This window comes from Mesorhizobium newzealandense, from assembly GCF_042682145.1.
GTDB lineage: Bacteria > Pseudomonadota > Alphaproteobacteria > Rhizobiales > Rhizobiaceae > Mesorhizobium > Mesorhizobium newzealandense.
On the sequence record NZ_JBHUGZ010000019.1, the window covers coordinates 24811 to 47316 of the forward strand.

19 protein-coding genes are annotated in these 22506 nt (G+C 63.3%); 3 read left to right on the forward strand and 16 right to left on the reverse strand.

Annotation, left to right across the window (positions count from 1 at the left end):
- Positions 1-56 precede the first annotated feature (56 nt).
- The 11 genes from otsB to ACFSOZ_RS28625 all read right to left on the reverse strand — a co-directional run bounded on the left by otsB (position 57) and on the right by ACFSOZ_RS28625 (position 12072).
- Positions 57-797 carry a trehalose-phosphatase gene (otsB, locus tag ACFSOZ_RS28575; protein WP_379103542.1) on the reverse strand — a complete coding sequence of 247 codons (741 nt, stop codon included), beginning with the start codon at positions 795-797 and terminating at the stop codon, positions 57-59.
- Positions 794-2575 carry an alpha,alpha-trehalose-phosphate synthase (UDP-forming) gene (locus ACFSOZ_RS28580; RefSeq protein ID WP_379103544.1) on the reverse strand — a complete coding sequence of 594 codons (1782 nt, stop codon included), beginning with the start codon at positions 2573-2575 and terminating at the stop codon, positions 794-796. Before ACFSOZ_RS28580 ends, otsB begins: the two co-directional genes overlap by 4 nt.
- A 144-nt stretch (positions 2576-2719) precedes the next feature.
- Complete coding sequence (locus ACFSOZ_RS28585) at positions 2720-4882, reverse strand: amylo-alpha-1,6-glucosidase (RefSeq protein WP_379103546.1); 2163 nt, start codon at positions 4880-4882, stop codon at positions 2720-2722.
- A gap of 50 nt (positions 4883-4932) precedes the next feature.
- Positions 4933-5994 carry a glycosyltransferase family 4 protein gene (locus ACFSOZ_RS28590; protein WP_379103549.1) on the reverse strand — a complete coding sequence of 354 codons (1062 nt, stop codon included), beginning with the start codon at positions 5992-5994 and terminating at the stop codon, positions 4933-4935.
- 158 nt (positions 5995-6152) lie between these two features.
- Complete coding sequence (locus ACFSOZ_RS28595; RefSeq protein WP_379103550.1) at positions 6153-6530, reverse strand: DoxX family protein; 378 nt, start codon at positions 6528-6530, stop codon at positions 6153-6155.
- Between the two features lie 67 nt (positions 6531-6597).
- On the reverse strand, positions 6598-7056 hold the full coding sequence (locus tag ACFSOZ_RS28600) for a carboxymuconolactone decarboxylase family protein (protein WP_379103552.1): 459 nt from the start codon (positions 7054-7056) through the stop codon (positions 6598-6600).
- A gap of 11 nt (positions 7057-7067) precedes the next feature.
- Positions 7068-7586 carry an RrF2 family transcriptional regulator gene (locus ACFSOZ_RS28605; protein WP_379103554.1) on the reverse strand — a complete coding sequence of 173 codons (519 nt, stop codon included), beginning with the start codon at positions 7584-7586 and terminating at the stop codon, positions 7068-7070.
- Between the two features lie 113 nt (positions 7587-7699).
- Positions 7700-9013: an NAD-dependent dihydropyrimidine dehydrogenase subunit PreA gene (preA, locus tag ACFSOZ_RS28610; protein ID WP_379103556.1), complete on the reverse strand. Its 1314-nt coding sequence runs from the start codon at positions 9011-9013 to the stop codon at positions 7700-7702.
- Between the two features lie 12 nt (positions 9014-9025).
- A complete protein-coding gene (locus ACFSOZ_RS28615) occupies positions 9026-9868 on the reverse strand; it encodes a class I SAM-dependent methyltransferase (RefSeq protein WP_379103558.1) in 843 nt (280 codons plus the stop codon).
- Between the two features lie 4 nt (positions 9869-9872).
- Complete coding sequence (locus ACFSOZ_RS28620) at positions 9873-11228, reverse strand: NAD(P)-dependent oxidoreductase (RefSeq protein ID WP_379103560.1); 1356 nt, start codon at positions 11226-11228, stop codon at positions 9873-9875.
- 118 nt (positions 11229-11346) lie between these two features.
- On the reverse strand, positions 11347-12072 hold the full coding sequence (locus ACFSOZ_RS28625; RefSeq protein ID WP_379103562.1) for a gamma-glutamylcyclotransferase: 726 nt from the start codon (positions 12070-12072) through the stop codon (positions 11347-11349).
- 172 nt (positions 12073-12244) lie between these two features.
- Here ACFSOZ_RS28625 and ACFSOZ_RS28630 point away from each other — a divergent pair, with 172 nt between their 5' ends.
- Positions 12245-13021: a VOC family protein gene (locus ACFSOZ_RS28630; protein ID WP_379103564.1), complete on the forward strand. Its 777-nt coding sequence runs from the start codon at positions 12245-12247 to the stop codon at positions 13019-13021.
- Between the two features lie 85 nt (positions 13022-13106).
- On the opposite strand, the gene ACFSOZ_RS28635 is transcribed toward ACFSOZ_RS28630, so the two are convergent.
- The gene (locus ACFSOZ_RS28635; RefSeq protein ID WP_379103566.1) at positions 13107-13595 is read right to left on the reverse strand and encodes a hypothetical protein; all 489 of its coding nucleotides are present in this window, start codon (positions 13593-13595) and stop codon (positions 13107-13109) included.
- Between the two features lie 206 nt (positions 13596-13801).
- Here ACFSOZ_RS28635 and ACFSOZ_RS28640 point away from each other — a divergent pair, with 206 nt between their 5' ends.
- Positions 13802-14194, forward strand: a complete 393-nt coding sequence (locus ACFSOZ_RS28640; protein ID WP_379103568.1) for a DoxX family protein — start codon at positions 13802-13804, stop codon at positions 14192-14194.
- A 21-nt stretch (positions 14195-14215) separates the two neighbouring features.
- Here the strand turns inward: ACFSOZ_RS28640 and ACFSOZ_RS28645 are convergent, their stop codons facing one another.
- Positions 14216-16642, reverse strand: a complete 2427-nt coding sequence (locus ACFSOZ_RS28645) for a GcvT family protein (RefSeq protein ID WP_379103570.1) — start codon at positions 16640-16642, stop codon at positions 14216-14218.
- A 57-nt stretch (positions 16643-16699) separates the two neighbouring features.
- A complete protein-coding gene (locus ACFSOZ_RS28650; protein ID WP_379103571.1) occupies positions 16700-18238 on the reverse strand; it encodes a trimethylamine methyltransferase family protein in 1539 nt (512 codons plus the stop codon).
- Between the two features lie 217 nt (positions 18239-18455).
- Here ACFSOZ_RS28650 and ACFSOZ_RS28655 point away from each other — a divergent pair, with 217 nt between their 5' ends.
- Positions 18456-19046, forward strand: a complete 591-nt coding sequence (locus ACFSOZ_RS28655) for a transglycosylase SLT domain-containing protein (protein WP_379103573.1) — start codon at positions 18456-18458, stop codon at positions 19044-19046.
- A 31-nt stretch (positions 19047-19077) separates the two neighbouring features.
- On the opposite strand, the gene ACFSOZ_RS28660 is transcribed toward ACFSOZ_RS28655, so the two are convergent.
- Positions 19078-21276 carry a dipeptide ABC transporter ATP-binding protein gene (locus ACFSOZ_RS28660; RefSeq protein WP_379103575.1) on the reverse strand — a complete coding sequence of 733 codons (2199 nt, stop codon included), beginning with the start codon at positions 21274-21276 and terminating at the stop codon, positions 19078-19080.
- 61 nt (positions 21277-21337) lie between these two features.
- Complete coding sequence (locus tag ACFSOZ_RS28665; protein ID WP_379103577.1) at positions 21338-22495, reverse strand: ABC transporter permease; 1158 nt, start codon at positions 22493-22495, stop codon at positions 21338-21340.
- Positions 22496-22506 lie beyond the last annotated feature (11 nt).

Here is a 22506-nt window from a genome sequence, read left to right on the forward strand (position 1 = left end):
CTGGCCGAAATATCCTTCCAAGATGCGCGAGCGCGGTTGCGCTCCTCGGCTGGACCCTAAAGTTGCCCCCTCAGCCAGGCGAGCGTTTCGGCAACGCCGGCAAGGCCGTAACGCGCGGTTGTAGGCGCGAATGGTTTGACCCGTATCGATATGCCGCCGGCATCGTTGACGGCCTCAAAACCGTTTTCGTCCGGCGTGTCGTCGCCCAGGAAGACCGGGCGGCGGCCTGTGAAGGGCGCGATGCCCATGAACCGGCGGATCGCAGCACCCTTGGCCGCCTCGAGCGGCAGCAGTTCCACGCCGGCATTGCCGGCAACCACCCGGTAGCCCTTTGGCAGGGTGGCCAGCGCCTGCTCGACAAGCTGCGTCGCGCGCGGAAGCAGATGCGGGGCAGCGCGCGTGTGGATGGCCAGCACACGCCCCTTGCGCTCGATATAGGCCTGCCCACGCCCGAGCTCGGCCTCGATCTCGTCGGCAAGAGCGGCAATATCCGCCGGCTCTCCCGCGACTTCGACGTCGTCGTCCGGCAGCAGCCTGTGTTCCAGGCCATACAGCCCGGCCGCGCGCAGCTTCAAAGGCTGAAACAGCTGGTCCACGGCCGCAACGGAGCGGCCTGTAATAACGGCCAATGCCCCGTTCAACTTGTGATCCAGGCCCTGCAGCAATGAGCGAAGCTCGTCGCTGACCGAGACAGCGTCCGGATGTTCAGCATGCTCCAGCAGGGTGCCGTCAATGTCGAGGAACAGCGCCCATTCGCCGGTCAGCACAGTCTGCGGCTTTTGCAGGGTCTGGCTCATGACATTGCCAGCCGTTTGCGCTCGAACATGGAGACGACATTGTCGACGCTTGGCGGCTGCCGGTCGCCAGTGCCCGTTGCCCGATCGACGTCGCCACGCTTGCGCAGGCGCGCCGCATCCAGAAGCATGCTGCCGGCCCAGCGATAGACATTGTTGTCGCGGACCATCTGCCGCATCGGCCGCATGCGCTCGCGCTGCTCGTCCGGCGTCATGGTCAGCGCCTGCAGCAGCGCCTCGCTCATCATGGCGGCGTCATAGGGGTTGACGATCAGCGCCTCCAGCAATTCGCGCGAGGCACCGGCGAATGTGCTGAGCATCAAGACGCCCTGTTCGTCGTCGCGCGCCGCAACGAATTCCTTGGCGACCAGGTTCATGCCGTCATGCAGGCTGGTGACCATGCATATGTCGGCGGCGCGATAGATCTCATAGACCTGTTCCTGCGTGTGATGTTCGGCCACCATGATCACCGGCTTGTAGCCGTCGCTGCCGTAACGCTCGTTGAGCTCTTCGGCATAGCGGTGACATTCGTCGTGGAGCAGCTTGTAAGCCGGGAGCGTGCCTCGGCTGGGTGCCGCAATCTGCAGAAAAACCAGCTTTCCGATCCATTCCGGGTATCGCTTGAACAATTCGTCCAGCGCCTGAAACCGATCCAGAATGCCCTTGGTGTAGTCGAGACGTTCGACACCGACGCCAAGTTTCACATCCGCTTTCAGCCCGAACCTGGTGCGCAGGCGGGCGCGGCAGTCATCGACATCAGGCAATCTTGCCAGAAGGTCCGCAGGCCATTCTATCGAGATGGGATAGGCGTGCACCAGCGTCGTCTGCCCACCATAGGAGATGGCCGCATCGGCCCGCTCGATGCGGCTTTCCAGGAAGCGATCAACGCTTTCGGTGAAATTGTTGGCGTGGAACTGGGTGTGGAAACCGATGATCGAGCTGCCGAGCAGCCCTTCGAGGATGCGCTCACGCCATGGGCAGATGCTGTACACTTCCGAGTTCGGCCATGGGATGTGCCAGAAGGTGATGACGATCGCCTCGGGCAGGCGTTCGCGGATCATCCGTGGCAGCAGCGCGAAATGATAGTCCTGGACCAGCACGATCGGCCGCTCGTTGCGCGCCTCGGCAACCACCGTATCGGCGAACTTCCGGTTGACGGCTTCATAGGCTTCCCAGTCCGACTCGCGAAAGATCGGCCGGGTGAAGGCGATATGGCAAAGCGGCCAGAGGCCTTCATTGGCGAAGCCGAGATAGTAGCCCTGATGTTCTTCCTCCGTCAGCCAGACCCGGCGCAGCGTGTAGGACGGATTGCCGGGCGGCACCTGCACGCGGTCGTCCTTGTCGACCATGAGGCGGTCTGCCGTTCCGCCGCCATAGGCAATCCAGGTGCCGGCGCAGGCGCGGGTGATCGGCTCCAGGGCCGAAACCAGCCCGCTGGCCGGCACAAGCAGTTCGACGCCATTGTCCCTGAGGTTGTGGATATACGGTTCGCGATTGGAGACCACGATCACCTGCGCATCGGGCAGATCGTCGGCCAGGATCTTGCGCAATGTTTCGGGCGACCATGTCACCAGGGCGGCATCGACCGATTGGCCGTTCTTTTCGAACTCCCGTATCACCTTGCGCGCCGCTTCCGCGGCCACATCCTCACCGGCCGGATGTACAACCGCCGGGGGATGGCTGCGGCGTTGCCGCGATATGGAGAAGAAAACGGCAAGAGCGGAAAGACCGAGGCTCGCGAGGATCAGAACCCAGAGCAGGTCCGCACCATAATCTGTCATTGGAATGCCAACACCTCCGGCCGTTCGGCGGCCGTTTTGTTTGTGTTTCCGATTTGAAATTGTCCGCCGGCGATCTGGTCGCCATTCGGACCTGTATTTTGCAACGCACAAAACCGGGATCGGTTCCAGCCAATCTGGCTCGGATCATGTTCTGACGATGAGCGGCACCAGGCCTTCATGCCGGTCGGCGAGAAAGGCGACGACCCGGTCGCCGACGCGTTGGAACGTCAGATCGACCACTCTTTCGCCGACGCCCAGATGTCGCAGCGTGAGTGTGTCGATGCCGATCGGCAGCCTCGGACGGGTGACGCGTATTTCGCCCTCCCAGCCATCGATTTCCAGGCCAAGGCAGGCCTGCATCAGCATGAAGGCGGAACCCGCCGACCATGCTTGCGGCAGGCAGGCGACGGGATAGGCGATCGGCGCTTCGCCTGGCGCACGGGTGAAACCGCAGAACAGTTCGGGCAACCGCATGTTGAAATGGACCGCCGATTCGAACGTGCCGCTCATCAGCCGGACCACGCTGTCACGCTCGCCATAGCGCGCCAGGCCGGCGCCGCACATGGCGGTGTCATGCGGCCAGATCGAGCCATTGTGGTACGACATCGGATTGAAGAACACGGCATCGTCGGCAAGCGTCCTCAACCCCCAGCCGGAATGAAAGGAGGCCGAAAGAAGCTGGTCGGCGACCATCTGCGCCCGCTCCGGCTCGGGAAGCCCGACAAGGAGAAGATGGCCCGCATTCGAGGTCCGCACCTTGCAGGGCTCGCCGGCACCATCGATCGCCAGGGCATAGAAGCCGAGATCGTCGAGCCAGAAATCGCGTTCGACCGCCACCCGCATGGCCTCGGCGCGGCTATCCCAGTGATCGGCTCTGTCGTCCTCGCCACGGCGACGTGCAAGCTTTGCCAGCCCCCGGAAGGCGGCAAAGACATAGCCCTGCACCTCGACGAGCGCGATCGGCCCCTTGGGGATGCGGCCATCGGCATGAAAAACGGAATCGAAGCTGTCCTTCCATCCCTGATTGGCGAGGCCGGACTCGGCAGCCCGCTGGTAGGTCACGAATCCGGTCTCGCGGCCCGCCTCCTCCGTCCATTCGGCCGCGGCGCACAGCGACGGCCACAGGCTGTCGATGAACGCCATGTCGCCGGTGCGGTCGGCATAGGCGCAGGCGAGATGGATGTAGAGGGGCGTCGTATCGACGCCGCCATAGTAGCGTCCGAAGGGAAGCTCCCGCAGCGCCGCCATTTCGCCCTTGCGCGTCTCGTGCATGATCTTGCCCGGCTGCGAATCGCTGAACGGCGACGTCTCCGTCGCCTGATGCTGGGCCAGGAAGGTCAGCACGCCCCGCGCCAGGCCTGGATTGAGCCAGAGCATCTGCAGCGCCGAGATGACGCCGTCACGACCGAACGCCGTCGAGAACCAGGGGATGCCCGCATAGGGATAGGGTCCGGTCGCAAGTTCGGTGGTCAGCAGCGCGACATCGGCGCGGGCGCGCTCGACCCAGTCGTTGAAGACGCGACCGGAACTGTGCACCGTCGCGCCATGGCGGCGCTTGGCCCGCATGCCAAAGCGGGCCCGGGCGGCAGCGGCGCGGAAACGGTCGCGATCGGGCGTATCGGTCACCTCGGGACCGACCTCGACATAGAGCACCTTGCTGCTGCGCTTGGTCACGGCGAGCAGGAAATCGGCGCGGTCGGCAGTCAGCTGGTCCGGTGCCTGCGAGAACGATATCGCCGAGGCACGCGCCAGCCCGTCCAACCCGTCGTAGCGCAGCAGTACGGATGCGGCATCCATCTCGGCCACATGGGCCATGCCGCGCCGCAGCCGTGTAGAGCCGCGCACTTCGAACATGTCGCGGAAATCGGCGGCAAAGTGCAGGGAAACGCCGATTGTCGAGGTTTCCCGGCTATAGTTGGAAAGCGTGATGCGTTCGAACAACCTGTCCAGCCACAGCAGCCTGACGCGTTCGACATGAATCGCACCCTGCGGAATGTCGCGACCGCTGGCGCTCTGCATCGGCAGATTGGTCAGGTTGGTGGTGAACAGCACATTGTCTTGGCTGAGCGAAGCGCCGAGCAACGATGTCTGTCTGCCGCCGACGGTCAGCCGGAATTCGGAGAGCACGCGTGTGTCGTCGCGGAAGAAACCGTCACCGGCGCCGCGTATGTCGCCATAGGCATCGGCAACCACAAAGCAGTCGCCCTGCTTGAGCGCAAACAGCCGGTGTGGCTCGCGAGGAGCGGTCGCGTCGAGCGATGCAAGGGCTACCGCGGGATCGAGCTGGCGCTCGTCGAGTTGGGCCATTCGTCACAAATCCCTGTCGTTTCGTTCCCGTCGCTCGAGCGCGTCGCCGTTCACGACGCCTTCGCTTCGGCCGGGACGCCGATCAGGCGCGCGTAGGCGGCCAAATAGTCGCCGGCCATTCTTCTGGCGGAAAACCGCTTTTCGAAAACGGCTCTCACCTTTCGCCTGTCGAGCCGCAGCAAGTCCGGCACCGCGGCGACCGCGCTATCCATCGAATCGGCAATAAAGCCGGTGACGCCTTGATCGATGATCTCGGGCAGCGCGCCGCAATTCCACCCGATCACCGGCGTGCCGCAGGCCATTGCCTCGATGGCGACAAGGCCGAAGGGCTCCGGCCAGTCGATCGGGAACAAGAGGCCGGCCGCGTTGCCGAGAAATTCCGCCTTCTGGTGCTCCTCGATCTCGCCGACATAGTCGATACGATCGCCGTCGATCAAAGGCTCGACCACCTCGTGGAAATAGGCGCGATCGTCGTCGCCGATCTTTGCCGCAAGCTTCAGCCTGAGCCCCGAGCGCAAGGCGATCTCGATGGCGCGATCCGGGCGCTTGTCGCGTGAAAACCGGCCGAGGAAGGCAAGATATGGTTCTTCGCGCGTCGTCTCGAAAGTTGGCTCGTAGATACCGGTCGGCAGGCCGTGGTGGATCGTCGCCAACCAGTTGGCCCTGGCAAGGCCTGCCTTCTGGCTGTGCGAAATGGAAATCATCGGAAAGCGCGGGAAATGCTCATAGGCGGGCGCCAAGTCGACATAGTCCAGCCTGCCATGCGGCGTCGTCACCGTCCGCTGCGCCATGTCCTCGAAGAACGAAAAGTGCAGGAAGTGGCTGAGGTGGAAGTGGATGACGTCAAACTCTCGCGCCCGCTTCCGCACCTCGGCAAGCATCGAAAGATGCGCTGCCGTCTCGGATTTGAGCGGGCGCGGATCGAGGCGAAGCGCGCATTCCCGGCCGGCTACCAGCTTTGCGGAAGTCTGGCTGTCGCCACTGGCAAACAGCGTCACCTCATGACCCAGATCGACCAGCGCTTCGGTCAGATACGAGACGATGCGTTCTGTGCCACCATAAAGTCTCGGCGGCACCGATTCATAAAGCGGCGCGACGTGGGCAATTTTCATATTTCATCCCGGGATGCTCGGCATACAGGGGCGAAATGCGTCAACGGCGCGATTGGTTCCGATTTAATGATCGATGCCGTCGGGGTTACAGTGCCACAGTTGCTGTGGAGCCGTCCTTCCCAGGAAATGGCAGCGGCCTCAAGGCCGCGGCCGGACTGTCAAACAGACTGCGCGATCAGCGTCAGAAATCCACCGCTCAATGCGACATTGCCGACGAAGCCGTTGATGCGCGACGCGCGGTCCGGGCCCTGATGGTCCCAGAAATTGTGGAACATCGGCGTGGCAGCGATCAGGAACACGACCAGCACCGCAGCGGCGATTGCCGTCCAGAGGCCTGCGATCACCAAGGCGCCGGCAACGATCTGCAGGACAATGCCGGCCCACAGCGCCAACCGCGCCTGCGGCACTCCGCGCGCGGCCATCAGCTGGGTCAGGAAGGCCGCGTTCTGGATGTTGCGCAGGCCGGCGAAAACGAAGCCGCCGCCGAGCAACAGGCGGCCGAGAAACAACAGGGTCGAAGGCAAATCGACAGGCATCAAACTCTCCCTTTAAAAACCGTTGGAGCGCCGCCTCCTCGGCGGCGCTCCAAGACACATCGGACAGTCAGGCAGCCTTGGCAGCCGGCATCGGATGGATGGCCTGGAATGGGATGCAAAGCCGGTTCCAGGTGTTGATCATGCCGAGCGCGACGGAGAGCTTGACGAGTTCCTCTTCCGAGAAATGCTCGAGCGTCTTTGCATAGAGCTCGTCCGATACGCCATTGTCGGCGATCAGGGTGACGGCCTCGGTCCAGGAAAAGGCGGCGCGTTCGCGCTCGGAAAACAGCGGCGATTCCTTCCACGCCGAAACCAGATAGAGCCTTTGCTCGGTCTCCCCGTCGCGCCTGGCCTCGCGGCTGTGCATCTCGACGCAGAACGAGCAACCATTGATCTGCGACGCCCTGAGCTTGATCAGGTGCAGCAGGCTCACCTCAAGTCCACATTCATCGACCGCCTTGTTGAGCGCCGACACGGCCTTCATGACCTCCGGCGCCTTGGCGAAGAACTGGAGCCTCTGTTTCATCCTCTTTCCTTTCACGTCTGCTTGGTTGAACTGGATTTCTGCGGCCGCTGATGGCGCGCCACGAAGGCGCAGCCGGCGGCGACCGAACGCGGATCGGCATCGGTCATGTATTCCGCCACGATGTCGGAGAGCTTCGCCTCGGCGAGAGCGGCGCGATAGGCGCGCTCGGCCTTCAGCATCGCGGCGTTGATGCCGCAGGGTTTGACGTAAGCCGAGACATCGAGTCTGGCCGGACCGTTGCGGCGGATCTCGCCGCAACGAAAGGCCGGCTCGCGTCCTTCGACGGCCAGCACGATATCAAGCAGCGTTATGCGTTCGGCCGGCCGCGCCAGCCGATAGCCGCCCGCCGGTCCCGAGACCGATTCCAGGATGCGCGCCGCGCTCAGCATGTTGAGATGCTTCAGGAGATAGCTCGGCGACAGGCCAAAGGCTTCCGCCATGGCGGCGCCGGGAATGGTGGCTTCGCCCTCCACCCCTGCCAGCATGGCGGCGCAGTGGATGGCTGCTTCAACGCCTTCGCCCAGCTTCATGGTGTCGATCTCTTATTCATGGATAGTTTTTATCATGGATACGTTATATCTGCAATAGGAAAATGAAAAACGGCGCCCGAAGGCGCCGCTTTTTCGTCGAAGGGCTGGCTCCCCTACTCCGCCGCCACCTTGGCCATCGGGTTGTTCGGGTGCGTCGTCCAGTTGGCGTAGATCGGCGACACCGGCTTGCCGGTGCGCTGGTCCATCACGCCTGCCGCCAGCGGTTCCATGGTGATGCAATTCTCGACGGGGCAGACATTGACGCACAGATTGCAGCCGACGCATTCGGCCTCGATCACCTCGAAATGCCTCTTACCATCGACCATGCTGGTGATTGCCTGGTGAGAAGTGTCCTCGCAGGCGATATGGCAGCGGCCGCATTTGATGCAGGCGTCCTGGTCGATACGTGCCTTGGCGATGTAGTTGAGGTTGAGATACTGCCAGTCGGTGACGTTGGGCGTGGCGCGGCCGACAATGTCGTCGAGCGAGGCATGGCCCTTCTCGTCCATCCAGTTTTCGAGACCGGCGATCATCTCCTGCACGATCTTGAAGCCGTAGGTCATCGCCGCCGTGCACACCTGCACATTGCCCGCGCCGAGCGCCATGAACTCGGCCGCGTCACGCCAGGTGGTGATGCCGCCAATGCCGGAGATCGGCAGGCCGTGGGTTTCGGGGTCACGCGCGATCTCGGCCACCATGTTCATGGCGATCGGCTTCACCGCCGGGCCGCAATAGCCGCCATGCGAGCCCTTGCCGTCGATGGTCGGCTGCGGCGCGAAACTGTCGAGGTCGACGCCGGTGATCGAGTTGATGGTGTTGATCAGCGACACCGCGTCGGTGCCGCCGGCAAGGGCGGCGCGCGCCGGCTTGCGCACATCGGTGATGTTGGGCGTCAGCTTGGTGATGACCGGCATCCGGGTGTTCTGCTTGCACCAGCGCACCACCATTTCGATATATTCCGGCACCTGGCCGACGGCGGCACCCATGCCGCGCTCCGACATGCCGTGCGGGCAGCCGAAATTGAGCTCGATGCCGTCGGCCTCAGTCTCCTCGACCACCGGCAGGATCGCCTTCCAGCTCTCCTCGACGCACGGCACCATCAGCGAGACGACAATGGCGCGGTCGGGCCAGTCCTTCTTGACCTGCTTGATCTCGCGCAGATTGACCTGCAGGTCGCGGTCGGTGATCAGCTCGATGTTGTTGAGGCCGAGCAGTCGCCGGTCGGCGCCCCAGATCGCGCCGTAGCGCGGGCCGTTGACGTTGACCACCGGCGGGCCTTCCTCACCCAGCGTCTTCCACACCACACCGCCCCAGCCGGCCTTGAAGGCGCGGATGACGTTATAGGCCTTGTCGGTCGGCGGCGCCGAGGCCAGCCAGAACGGATTGGGCGATTTGATGCCGACGAAATTGTTGCGGATGTCTGCCATGACAGGTCCCTTTCAACCGAGACGAAGGAGCAGTTCGACGGGTGCTAGAATGCCGCCTTCAAGCGCGGCGGTGAGATTGGCGATCTTGGTGCGGGCGTCCTCGCCCATGATGAGGCCGACGCCGAGCGGCGGCTTGTCGCCTTCCGCCTGCGCGGCCGCCATACGCGCAAGCATCGTCGCGAAGAACTCGATGGCAAAAGCGCCGCGCGGCCGCTCGGCGGTCACAGAAAACCCTGCGGCGACCGCCGCCGAGCGATAGTCGTCGGGCGTAGCGACGAACGACATGGTTTGGTCCGAGGCCCATGGCAGCGGATAGGTCAGCGCGCCATCCTTCAGCCGCATCACATCATAGACGGCGAAAACACCGCCCGGCCGCAGCACGCGGGCAGCCTCACTCATCAGTCTGGCCTTGTCGGGAAGGTTCATGCCGACATGCAAGATCATAGCGGCATCGAAACTGGCGTCTGCAAATGGCATGTCCAGCGCGCTGCCTTGCACGAACCGCGTCTTGTCCGCCATCCGGGTTCGCTTCGACAGGCTGGTCGCGATATCGACATAGCTTTGCGTGAGATCAATGCCGGTAACGTCGGCGCCAACGCTGTTTGCAACAAACCGGGCCGGACCGCCGACACCAGACCCGATGTCGAGAAGCTTCGCCGCCGGTTTCAGCCCCATCTGCTCGACAAGTGCCTTGGTAGCGGCCACGCCGCCAATGTGGAATTCGTCGACCGCTTCGAGATCGCTTGCACTCAGATTGGCAACGTCCACGCCCCTATCGGCGAGCGCGGCAATGATCCGCTCCTCCAGACCCGATATGTCGTAGTGACGGGCGATGCCCGGTTCCACCGTGGCCATGATCCTATCCCTGAGCGAGGCTCCTGTGGATGCTCTCCGCCGCGTCGCGGCCTTGCGCCACCGCCGAGACGGTGAGGTCGTCGCCGCCAAAGATGCAGTCGCCGCCGGCCCAGACCTTGGCAAGCGACGTGCGGCCTTCGGCATCGACCTTGATGCGGCCGGCTTCGAGCTCGATTGCAGCACCGCTGCCATTGAGCGCTGCCGGGACAAAACTCTGGCCGATGGCCTTGAACACCTGGTCGGCGATGAGCGTCAGCGTCTCGCCGGTGCCGGCAAGTTTGTCGCCGTTCATGGCGGTGTACTCGACTTCGATTGCCGACACCTTGCCGCCTTCGGCAATCACCCGCTTCGGCTGCAGCCAATGGCGGATGCTGACGCCGTTGGCGGCCGCCAGATCTTGCTCGAACTCGGAAGCGTTCATGTGTTCCTGGCCGCGCCGGTAGCAGATCGTCACCTCCTCGGCGCCGAGCAGCTTCGACTGCACGGCCGCGTCGATCGCCGTCATGCCGCCGCCGATGACGACGACGCGACGGCCGACCGGCAGGCTTGCGAGATCGCTGGCCTGACGCAGCTCGGCAATGAACTCGACCGCATTGGTGACGCCGTCGGCATCCTCGCCATCGGCGCGCAGCGCATTGACGCCGCCAAGCCCCATGCCGAGAAACACCGCGTCATAGTTGCGGATCAGGTCGGACAGCTGATAGTCGCGGCCAAGCGCCTTGCCGTTCTGGATGTCGATACCGCCGATGGCGGTGACGTAGTCGACTTCGGCCTGGGCGAAATTGTCGACGCTCTTGTAGGCGGCGATGCCGTATTCGTTGAGGCCGCCAGCCTTCGGACGCGCCTCCAGGATGGTGACGTCATGGCCATGGCGGGCGAGCCGGTGCGCAGCGGCAAGGCCGGCCGGGCCTGCCCCGACCACGGCGACCGTCTTGCCGGTCGGAGTTGCGCGCGGATAGAACTGCTTGTTCTCGGCCATTGCGACATCGGTGGCGTAGCGCTGCAGGCGGCCGATCTGCACCGGCTTGCCTTCCGCCACCTCGCGCACGCAGACCTCCTCGCACAGCGTCTCGGTCGGGCAGACGCGGGCGCACATGCCGCCCAGAATGTTCTGGTCGAAGATGGTCTTGGCCGAGCCGATCGGATTGCCAGTGGAGATCTGGCGGATGAACAGCGGAATGTCGATCGAGGTCGGGCATGCATTCATGCACGGCGCTTCGTAGCAGAAGTAGCAGCGGTCGGATTCGACCAATGCCTCGTGATGATCGAGCGGCGGGTGCAGGTCGGAAAAATTATCCGCATACTGGTCGGCCTCAAGCCGGCCGCCGGCAATACCTTCCTTGAACTGGCCTTCTGGCATCGTCAGTTCCCCATGTTTTGTTTTGGGGAAGGCTAGCACGTTTTATTTTTTTATCAATTGGTCAATTTTCGGGGCAAGTGCTGAAAAGGCTGGATAAAACATGATGTTTTTACTCATGTTATGGCGTTTGCAGTGCGAGCGAATGGCCAGGCTCGAGTCCACGGTCATGAATAGCCCGGACCTCGTCCGCGACCAGTTGCTGCAGCCGCCACAGATTGCGGTCGTGGATGCCGAACGCTTCGAGATGACTGACCGTGTTGTAGAGATATTCGGCACCGGACCCGACATGCCCGCAGGCTCTGGCCAGCGTTTGCGCCACCTTGTCCAGCGGCTGCCCAAGCGACGTTCCCCTGCCTGTCACGCCGACCCAGAAGCCCAGCGCCCGCACCGGCCCTTGAGCCGTGCGCACCGGAACCCATCTGACTGAGTTGACACTTTCGTGGTCGTCGATCTCGCGCCGCAGCAGTCTTTCGATCTGCAGCGGTTTCTCGCCTTCGGGCAGACGGTAGATCACGCCATCGCATCGCCCGCCCCGTTCGAGCGCCATCATCAGCCCCGGCTGTGCGGCATTGCCGCGCCAACGCACCATGTCGAGGCAGAAGGAGCGGTGCCAGCCGAAGGCGGTGGCCCGCTGTCGTTCGACGGACTCGAAAGCCGGCTTCCAGATCAGCGAGCCATAGGCGAACACCCATAGCGGCCCCGCGTCGGCTTCATCGGACAACCGCAAGGCAAGGCTCCGGAAATCCTCGTCGTCCAACTGTGTCCAGCTCGGATCCGGGCCAGGATCGGCCTCTTCCCGATGGCACAATGCGACAAGCTCTGGCGTGAGCGACATCCGGCGCATGAAACGACACCCCCTCTCCATCGCAGAGAAATCGAAAACCGCCGGGCGCGCAACCCGGGAACTCTTGTCATGGACCGATCTTTTTGTTTGGGCGTCGTCGGATTTCCGTCGTGAAGATCGTCCTAGGATGGATCGACCGACGATCGATGCATAACCGGTGAGGAGACCGACCATGCCAAAATCCCCGATGCCCTTCTTCTGGTACGAATTGATGACCACCGATCTCGACGCCGCCGAGGCGTTCTACACTAAGGTGGTCGGCTGGACGGCACAGCCTTTCGAGACGACCCCTGGCATGCCGCGCTATATCGTCATGAATGTCGGCGAGCGTGGCGTCGGCGGGCTGATGACGATCCCCGAGGACGCCGCCAAGATGGGCATGCCGCCCGCCTGGCTCGGCTACATCCTTACAAAAGATGTTGATGCCGCGACGGTATCGCTGGAGAAAGCCGGCGGTGCGGTTCACCGCCAACCCGACGACATTCCCGGCGTTGGCCGCTTTGCCGTCGTCGCCGATCCACAGGGCGCCACCTTCATGTTCCTGCAGCCTAACGGCCCGGACCAGCCCATCGTACCGGCCAGCACACCGGGCCATATCGGCTGGCACGAGCTTTACACATCGGATTGGAAGGCCGCGTTCGATTTCTATTCCGACCAGTTCGGCTGGGCCAACGCCGGCGATTTCGACATGGGCCCGATGGGCACCTACCAGACCTTTACGGCTGGCCCCGAATCCGGCGGCGGCATCATGAACAAGCCGCAGCAGATCCCGGTGCCGGTCTGGCAGTTCTACTTCAATGTACCGGCCATCGACGCGGCGGCCAAACGGGTGGCCGACAATGGAGGCAAGGTCCTGATGGGCCCGATGGAGGTCCCCGGCGGCAGCTGGATCGTCCAGTGCCAGGACCCGCAAGGCGCCCATTTCGCCTTGATGGCGCCGGTGCGCTGACACGTTCAACACAGCCACAAAGAGTCGGCCTTTCATCGCACCGCATCACCGATGGAAGGCCGTATTCCTAGGTTTTGACGCCAACCTATTCCGGCGTCAGCACCGCGACCTTCAGCTCAGCCTTTTTCGCGCCGCTGAACTGGACGGTGGCCGGGCCGGCTGCAAGCTTGAAGCGCACGCTCTTGCGGATGCCAGGGCAGGTTTTCACGCCGCTATAGCCCACCGACTTGATGGCGTGGCCGTCCTGAATGACATCGATCCAGGCCTCGCCTGACAGACTTATCTGAATGGCCCCCTCGGTCGGCACCTCCACGCTGGCGACGGCACCGAACGTGCCTGATGCTGGGGCGCGTTCGGGCGGCAGCGTAAAACCGGCTTTTTCCGCCGGCACCAGTGCCAGATCCGCAGCAGCACCCACCGCGAGCGTCGCTCCAGACGGCGTTGCAGGCGCTGCGGCAAACAGCGCCTGTTCCCGCGCCACCGGCCATCTGAAGGCCTCGCAGCCGGCATCCTCGGCCATGGCGAAGCTGGTCCCTGCAAGGATTGCGAATAGGCTGATGACGACTTTTTTCATAACAAGGGAACCCACATGTTTGGAATGTCCATACTAATACAACCATAGCGATAGGAATGCAACCCTTACGAGAACAATATGAAAGGTCAAACTGGGGAACATTTCCAATCACCGATTGTTGATGGCATGCCATGGGGACGTGAATGGTCCATCGCCGGGCGATAATCTATGGCCGGTCCGGAAGCTAAATCTAAATGGAGTCATTTATGAAGCTTTTCGAGAGCCTTGCCAGATACCAGCCGCAGGCCCTGGGCGTGCTGCGCATCATGACGGCGCTGCAGTTCATCGAACACGGCAGCCAGAAACTGTTCAATTTTCCCGTTAGCGACCAACCCCATGCGCTCACCGGGCTGACACTCGCTGCCGGCATCCTCGAATTCGCCGGCGGCATCCTGCTGGCGCTGGGCCTGTTCACTCGCCCGGTCGCCTTCCTTCTGGCCGGCGAGATGGCGATCGCCTATTTCATGGCGCACATGCCGCGCGGCTTCTTCCCGGTCAACAACGGCGGCGATTTGGCAATCTCGTTCTGCTTCATCTTCCTCTATCTGGTGTTTGCCGGCGCCGGTGCTTTTGCGCTGGACAACCGCCGCGGCGCCTGACGCCCTGAGAGGGATGTGTGCTCAGGCGCGCATCCGCTCGAAATTGGCATCGAACAGCGGCGCCGCCTGCATGCGCGCCGCATGACGCTTGCCCAAGAGCTCGATCTCGAAGCCGTCGCTCTCGTCGGCGATCTCCTTCGGCACATAGCCGAGAGCGACGGACTTCTTCGAGTGATGCGCGTAGCCGCCCGAAGTCACCCAGCCGCGCACCGCGCCGTCGAACCAGATCGGCTCGTCGCCAATGACATCGGCGTCGTCGGCATCGACGATGAAGGCGCGCAGGCGCAGCTTGCCGCCCTGCTTGCGCTCGGCGAGTGCCGCGGCCTTGCCGATGAAATCCGCATCCTTGCCGTAAGCAACGAAGCGGTCGAGGCCGGCTTCCAGCGGTCCGTAGATCGGCCGATACTCGCGCGCCCATGAGCCGTAATTCTTTTCCAGCCGCAGCGCGTTGAGCGCGCGGGAGCCGAACAGGCCGATGCCGAATTCCTCGCCGGCCGCCATCAGGGCCTGGAATGCGGCGCGTTGATACTCCGGCGCTACCCATATTTCGTAGCCGAGATCGCCGGTGTAGCTGACGCGGCCGACCAGGCACGGCGCCATGCCGATATCCATCCTGCCTATGGCCATGAACGGAACCGCGGCATTGGACACATCCGCGCGCGTGGCCTTTGCCAGCACATCGCGCGCCTTGGGCCCGGCAACCGACAGGCCGGTCAGCTTGGCGCCCAGTGCCTCGATACGGACCGAACCGTCTTCACGCAGGTGCTTTTCGAACCAGCGCATATGATACTGCTCGGCGATGCCGGAGCCGGCGAGGAACCAGCCTTCGCTGTCGAGATTGGCGAGCGTGAAGTCGCCGATCAGCTTGCCGTCTTCCTTCAGCATCGGCGCCAGCGTCATGCGGCCGGGCTTCGGCAGTTTGCAGGCGAGCATCCGGTCGAGCCAGGCGGCCGCGCCCTCGCCCGTCACCTTGTATTTGGCGAAGCTCGAAATCTCCGACAGGCCGACACCGTCGCGAACGGTCGCGACCTCCCTGGCGACCTGGGTGAAATCGCTCGAGCGGCGCCACGAGAACTCGTCCTTCACGCCTTCCGGCGCATACCACAGCGGCACCTCCAGCCCATAGGCGACGCCCCATTGCGCGCCCTTTGCCGACAGCAGATCATACACCGGCGTCGTCTTCAGCGGCCGTCCGGCGGGCAGTTCCTCATTGGGGAAGCGGATCGAAAAGCGCTTGGAATAGTTCTCGCGCACCTTGGCGTTGGTGTAGGCCATCGTCGCCCAGTCGCCATAGCGCGCGACATCCATCGCCCAGATGTCGGCACCGGGATCACCCTCGATCATCCAGTTGGACAGCGCCAGCCCGACGCCGCCGCCTTGGCTGAAGCCGGCCATGACGCCGCAGGCGACCCAGAAGCCCGGCAGGCCGCGCACCGGCCCGACAAGCGGGTTGCCGTCGGGCGCGAAGGTGAAGGGTCCGTTGATGATCTGCTTGATGCCGGTGTTCTGGAAGGCGGGGAAATGCCGGAACCCGACCTCCAGCGACGGCGCGATGCGGTCGATGTCCGGCGCCAGCAATTCATGGCCAAAATTCCACGGCGTCTGGAACTCGGACCACGGCTTGTTGGCCTTCTCATAGGTGCCCATCAGCATGCCGCCGCGCTCCTGGCGCAGATAGAGCTCGCCGTCGAAATCGACCGCGTGGATGATCTCGGTGCCGGTCTTGGCGTTCCAGGCGGCGACCTCCGGCATGTCCTCGGTGATCAGGTACATGTGCTCCATGGCCAGCACCGGCAGCTCGAGGCCAACCATGCGGCCGACCTCGCGCGCCCACAGGCCGCCGGCATTGACGACATGCTCGGCGACCACCTCGCCCTTGTTGGTGATGACGCGCCACATCCCGTCGGCGCGCCGCACGATGTCCTCCACCTTGGTGAAGCGCTCGACCTCCGCGCCCAGCTTTCGCGCCGCCTTTGCATAGGCGTGGGTGACGCCGGAGGGATCGAGATGGCCATCCTCCTTGTTTCTGACAGCGCCGACGAACTGCTTGGGATCGAGCAGCGGCATCAGTTCGGCCGCCTCTTTTGGGGAGATCTCCTCAAGCTCGATGCCGAGATAGCGGCCCTTGGCGACGACGCCGCGCAGCCAGTCCAGCCGCGCCTCGGTCGCAGCCAGAAGCACGCCGCCGGTCAGGTGAACGCCGGTCGCCTGGCCGGAAAGCTCCTCGATCTCCTTGTAGAGGTTGATCGTGTATTTCTGCAGCTTGGCGACGTTGGGATCTCCATTGATCGTGTGCATGCCACCGGCCGCGTGCCAGGTAGAGCCCGACGTCAGCTCGTCGCGCTCCAAAAGCACGACGTCGGTCCAGCCATGGCGGGCCAGATGGAACAGCACCGAGCACCCGACGACACCGCCGCCAATGACCACGACCTTTGCATGCGATTTCATGGATTTTTCTCTGATATCAGTGAGTTGGATGGGTGAGTGGAATCAGGATGGGGGGCATCACGGCTCGCCCTGCCCGATCGCTTCCTTGCGCCTGGTCATGTAAGCCTCGAGTTCTTCGCGCACGGCGATGTCCATCACCGGCTCGACGTAATCCTCCAGCGCCTTCTTCCACAGCCGCGTTGCGCGCGCCGTGGCGTCGAGCCCGCCGGCCTCCTGCCAGGCCTCGTAATTCTGCCAGTTGGACAGCATTGGCTGGTAGAAGGCGGTGGCGTAGCGCTCCAGCGTATGCGGCTCGCCGAAGAAATGGCCGCCCGTCGGCACCGCGCCTAAAGCCTCGACGGCAAGCTCGGCCTCGTCGACCACGATCGGGCGCAGGAACTCCATCATGTGCTGGATCATCTCGACATCGATGATGAGCTTCTCGAACGATGCCGTCAGCCCACCCTCCTGCCAGCCGGCGGCGTGGTAGACGAGATTGCCATGGCCGAGCACCGCACCCCACAGCGCCATCAGTGTCTCATACGCGCCCTGCGCATCGGCGGCGTTGGAGGCCGAGCCCGGCGTCGTGCGGTAGGGCAGTCCGTAGCGCCGCGCCAATTGCCCGGAAGCGATGTTGGCCTTGGTGTTCTCCGGCGTGCCGAAGGCCGGTGCGCCCGACTTCATGTCGACATTGGAAGTGAAGGCGCCATACATCACCGGCGCGCCCGGTCGCACGAGCTGCGTCAACACCACGCCGAACAGCGCCTCGGCATTCTGCTGCGCCAGCGCGCCGGCCAGCGTCACCGGGCTCATCGCCCCCATCAGCGTGAACGGTGTCACCGCCACCGACTGGCCGAATTCGGCCATGGCCATCAGCCCCTCGGCCATCATCTCGTCGAAGCGGCGCGGCGAGTTGACCGAGATGATGGTGGTGATGCCGGGATCATCGCGCATCTGGTCCAGTGTCAATCCACGCGCGATGGCCATCATCTCGATGCCGTCCAGCGCCCTGCCCCGGCCGATCGCCGAGACATGGAAACTCTTGTCGGTCAGCGTCAGATTGGTGAAGTAGGTGTCGAGATGGCGGGAGTTCGCCGGCAGCTCCACCGGCGCGCAGACCTGGTTGCCGAGCATATGGATGCAGTTGAAATGCTGCGCCAGCCGGGTGAGGTCCGAGTAGTCGCGCAGATTGCCGGCGCGGCGGCCGCGCTCCATGTCGTGCACGTTGGGCGGCCCGGCAACGAGCGTGAAGTTGATGGTGTTGCCGCCAAGTTGAACGGCGTTGGCCGGGTTGCGCGGCGTCAGCGTATAATTGGACTGCGTGGTCTTCAGTGCCTCGGCGACCATGCCGCGATCGATGCGGACATTCGCCGAGGCATGATCGACTTTGGCCCCTGCCTTCTCGAACAGCGACAGCGCGCGCGGGCTCATCACCTCGATGCCGAAATTCTCCAAAATGTGCATCGACGCCTGGTGGATCTGCTCGATCTGCTCGGGCGAGAGCATTGCCATCGGCGGATAGGGATTGGTCACCCGCCTGAGCGGCAATTGCGGGATGGCCGACGGCCCCCTGTTGCTGGTGCGCTCGGCGCCGCGTTTGCGTCTTGGTTCGTTCATGCCTGATATCAAAGCCCCGGCGAACCAGGCAAGCTGTCAGAAATACGCCGTTTGCGGGCGTGATTTTAGCCACGGCGGCATTTCTGCAATATCTATTTAGGAAAAGCGACGAAATATGTCGGATTATTAATACGGTATTTTCTGAGATGGATGCGCCGACCAAGCGTTAACGAACGCAGCAAGATTCCTTTTATGTTTTCGGCCTATTGCTCCTCCAATGCGTAGCTCGAGTTTTAGTAAAATTGGTGCGGTTTGCGTGCTGCTGGCCCTTTCGGCCTGCGCGACGGCGCCCAGTCATATCAACAATGTCTGCGCCGTCTTCGATCAGAATGACGGCTGGTTCGACAACTGGCAGTCTGCCGCCGAGCGCACGCAGCAGAAATACGGCGTGCCGGTTCCCGTGCTGATGGCGACGGTGCGCAAGGAGTCCGGCTTCAAGAGCAACGCCCGGCCGCCGCGCACCAAGCTGCTCGGCTTCATTCCGTGGAAACACGTCTCGTCGGCCACCGGCTTTTCGCAGGCGCTGGACGGCACCTGGTCGCAATATCAGAGGGAGACCGGCAACTGGGCGGCGCGGCGGACAAAGTTTGCCGACGCTGTCGATTTCGTCGGCTGGTATCACTCCAAGACGGCAGACACATATGGCGTCGCCCGCAACGACACCTACAATCTCTATCTCGCCTACTATCTCGGCTGGACCGCCTATGGCCGCGGCAACCGCGGCGATGCCGGCGTCCAGGGCTATGCCCGGGCCACCGAAAAGATGGCGCGGGATTATGCACAGCAGTTGAGCCAGTGCGGCAACTGATCACGCCGCTGCGCTGACTGCGCCTCCGCCGTCAGTTCGGCTTCTTGCCGCGTGGAGGCTTGGGCGTTGCAGTGGACGCCCCCGGAACAGGCGGCGCGTCTTCCGGCACGCCCTCATGCGCGGCATGCTCCTTGTCGAACTTGATCACCGGCTCCATCTTGGCCAGCACGTCGTCGGCCAGCCAGCACAGGCTCATATGGCCGTTGCCGAGATGCTTGACCGGCGGCACCTTGGTCTCGCACAGATTGTCCGGCACCAGTTTCTTGTAGCCGCAGCGGGTCTGGAACGGACAGCCCGACGGCGGATTCATCGCCGATGGAATATCGCCCTCCAGCACTATGTGCCGCTTGACCACACTGGTGTCGGCGATCGGGATCGCCGACAGCAGCGCCTCGGTATAGGGGTGATAGGGCGGCGCGAAGATCTGGTCGGTCGTGCCCTGCTCGACGATATAGCCGAGATACATGACGACGACGCGGTCGGCGATGTAGCGCACGACGGACAGATCGTGGCTGATGAACAGCATCGTCGTCTTGTTCTTGCGCTGGATGTCCATCAGCAGTTCGGTCACCGCCGCCTGTACCGACACGTCGAGTGCCGAGACCGGCTCGTCGGCCACCACCACCTTGGCGTCGCCGGCAAAAGCGCGCGCCACGCCGATGCGCTGCTTCTGGCCGCCTGACAGCTGGCGCGGCTTGCGGGTCTCGAACGCCCGCGGCAGCTTCACCAGGTCGAGCAGTTCCAGCATGCGCTTGCGGCGGTCGGCGACCGTCTTGCCGACATTGAATTTCTCCAGCGTGCGGATGATCTGCGACCCGACCGAATGGCTGGGGTTGAGCGTGTCGAACGGGTTCTGGAACACCATCTGGATCGACGATACGGTTTCGACGCTGCGGCTCTCGATGCCGGTCGACTGGATTTCCTTGTTGCCCAGCGTCACAGTGCCGGCACTTGCCGTCTCCAGCCCGAGCAGCACCTTGGCCAGCGTCGACTTTCCGCAGCCGGATTCGCCGACGATGGCGACCGTCTCGGATTCGCGCGCCATGAACGAGATCGTCTCGTTGGCCTTGACGACGCGGCCTTCGCTCGAGCCGAACACCTCGCTGCCGCCGACCTTGTAGTATTTTCTCAGATCCTCGACCTTGAGCACCGGCGCGCCGGGCACGACGCGTTCATTGACTTTCTTGGCGCCGGGCGGCAGCGCCTCCCAGTCGATCTCGTTGAAGCGCACGCAACGCGAGAAATGGCCTTCGTGACCCGCGACCTCGATCATCGGGATTTCGGCGGCGTTGCAGACGCCCTCGACGAAATGGTGGCAGCGCGGACCGAAATTGCAGCCCTTCGGCCGCTCGTGCGGCAGCGGCAATTGCCCGGGGATGGAGATCAGCGGCCGTGAATTCTTGTCGGCGCCGGGCAGCGGGATCGAGCGGAACAGCCCTTGCGTATAGGGATGCCGCATCCGATCGAACACGTCCTTGATCTTGCCGGTCTCCACCGCCTCGCCCGAATACATCACCGTGATGCGGTCGCAGGTTTCCAGGATCAGGCCGAGATTGTGCGAGACGAAGATCATCGACGTGCCGAACTTCTCGCCGAGCCCCTTGACCAGGTCGACGATGCCCGCCTCCACCGTCACGTCGAGCGCCGTCGTCGGCTCGTCGAGCAGAAGCAGCGCCGGCTTCGACAGCAGCGCCATGGCAATGACGATGCGCTGCTGCTGGCCGCCCGAAAGCTGGTGCGGATACGAGCGCATCATGCGCTCGGGGTCGGGCAGCTTGACCGAGCGCACCATGTCGAGCGCGCGTTTGTAGGCCTCTTCCTTCGACACCTTGTCGTGGATCAGCGGCACTTCCATCAACTGCTGGCCGACCTTCATCGCCGGATTGAGGCTCGCCATCGGCTCCTGGTAGATCATGGCGATCTTGTTGCCGCGGATGGCGCGCAGCTCCTCGTCGGAGAGCTCGCCCATGTCCTTGCCCTGGAACTTGATCTTGCCGCCGACGATCTTTCCGATGTTGGAGAGGTCGCGCATGATGCCCAGCGACACGGTCGACTTGCCGCAGCCGGATTCGCCGACGATGCCCATCGCCTCGCCTGGCATGACCATGCAGGAAAAATCCATGACGGCCGGGATCTCGCCCTTGCGGGTGAAGAAGGAGATCGACAGGTTCTCGATCTCGATGATCGGCCCAGGGGTCGGCTTGCCGGGATTTCGAACTGCCTCATTCATGGGTCGCTCCAATCCTTGGTTTTTCAGGCACGTGCTGTTCGCGTCGGGTCGAAACCCCAGATCAGTCTTTCATCGATTGTTCGCGCAACGAGTCGGCGAGCAAATTGAGCCCCAGCACGAACGACATCAGTGCGATCGTCGGCGGCAGCGCCGGGTGGATGAAGGAGCGCAGCAGGCGGCTGGCGTCCTTGATCGCGGTGCCCCAGTCCGGGCTTTCCGGCGCCAGGCCGAGTCCGAAATAGCCGAGCGTGCCGAGCAGGATTGTGGTGTAACCGATGCGCAGGCAGGCATCGACGATCAGCGGCCCGCGCGCATTGGGCAGGATCTCCCACAGCATGATGTACCAGGGCGATTCACCGCGCGTCTGCGCCGCCGCCACATAGTCGCGCGTCTTGATGTCCATCACCAGGCCGCGCACGATGCGGAACACGCCGGGGCTGGAGGCGAACACCACCGCCACGAAGATGTTGAGCTGGTTGGGATCGATATGCACGATCTTCAACGGATCGGCGTCGAACACGAGGCCAAGGTAAATCCAGCCGCCGAGGATCAGGGTGATGCCGAGCAGGATATAGAGCCGGTCGGGCCGGTTCTTGTAACGTGTCCAGAACAGCACGCTGAAGAAGATGATCGGAAACAGGAAGAACACGCCGGCCATGGCGTAGGGGATCGGCGTGTCCATGATGCCCGGCGTCACCAGCAGGTAGAACAGCAGGATCACCGGGAAGGCCAGCACCAGATTGGCGAGGAACGACAGCACGGTGTCGATCTTGCCGCCATAGTAGCCGGCGGGCAGGCCGAGCGTGATGCCGACCATCAGCGCGAACCCCGTCGCGGCAGGTGCGATGATCAGCACGATCTGGCTGCCATAGACCATGCGCGAAAACACGTCCCGGGCCAGCTTGTCGCCGCCGAAGTAGTAGACGAGCTTCGACGCCGGCTCGATCGCGCCCGGCAGCGTGTCCTTCATGATCGGGATCTGGGCAAGCGGATCGAAGGGCGAGATGGTCGACGCGAAGATCGCCGTGAACAGCCAGAACAGGCAGATGCCGACGCCGACGATGCCGACACCACTGTCGAAGAGTTGGCCGTAGAGGCCAAGCTTCTTCTTGTAGGTGAAGCTTGCACCCATCACCAGGACGAGAGCGATCCAGACCGGCCAGAAACGCGCAAGCACGCCTAGCACGACATTGAAGGCGCCGATATATTCGACCTGCATCCGCCCGTTCT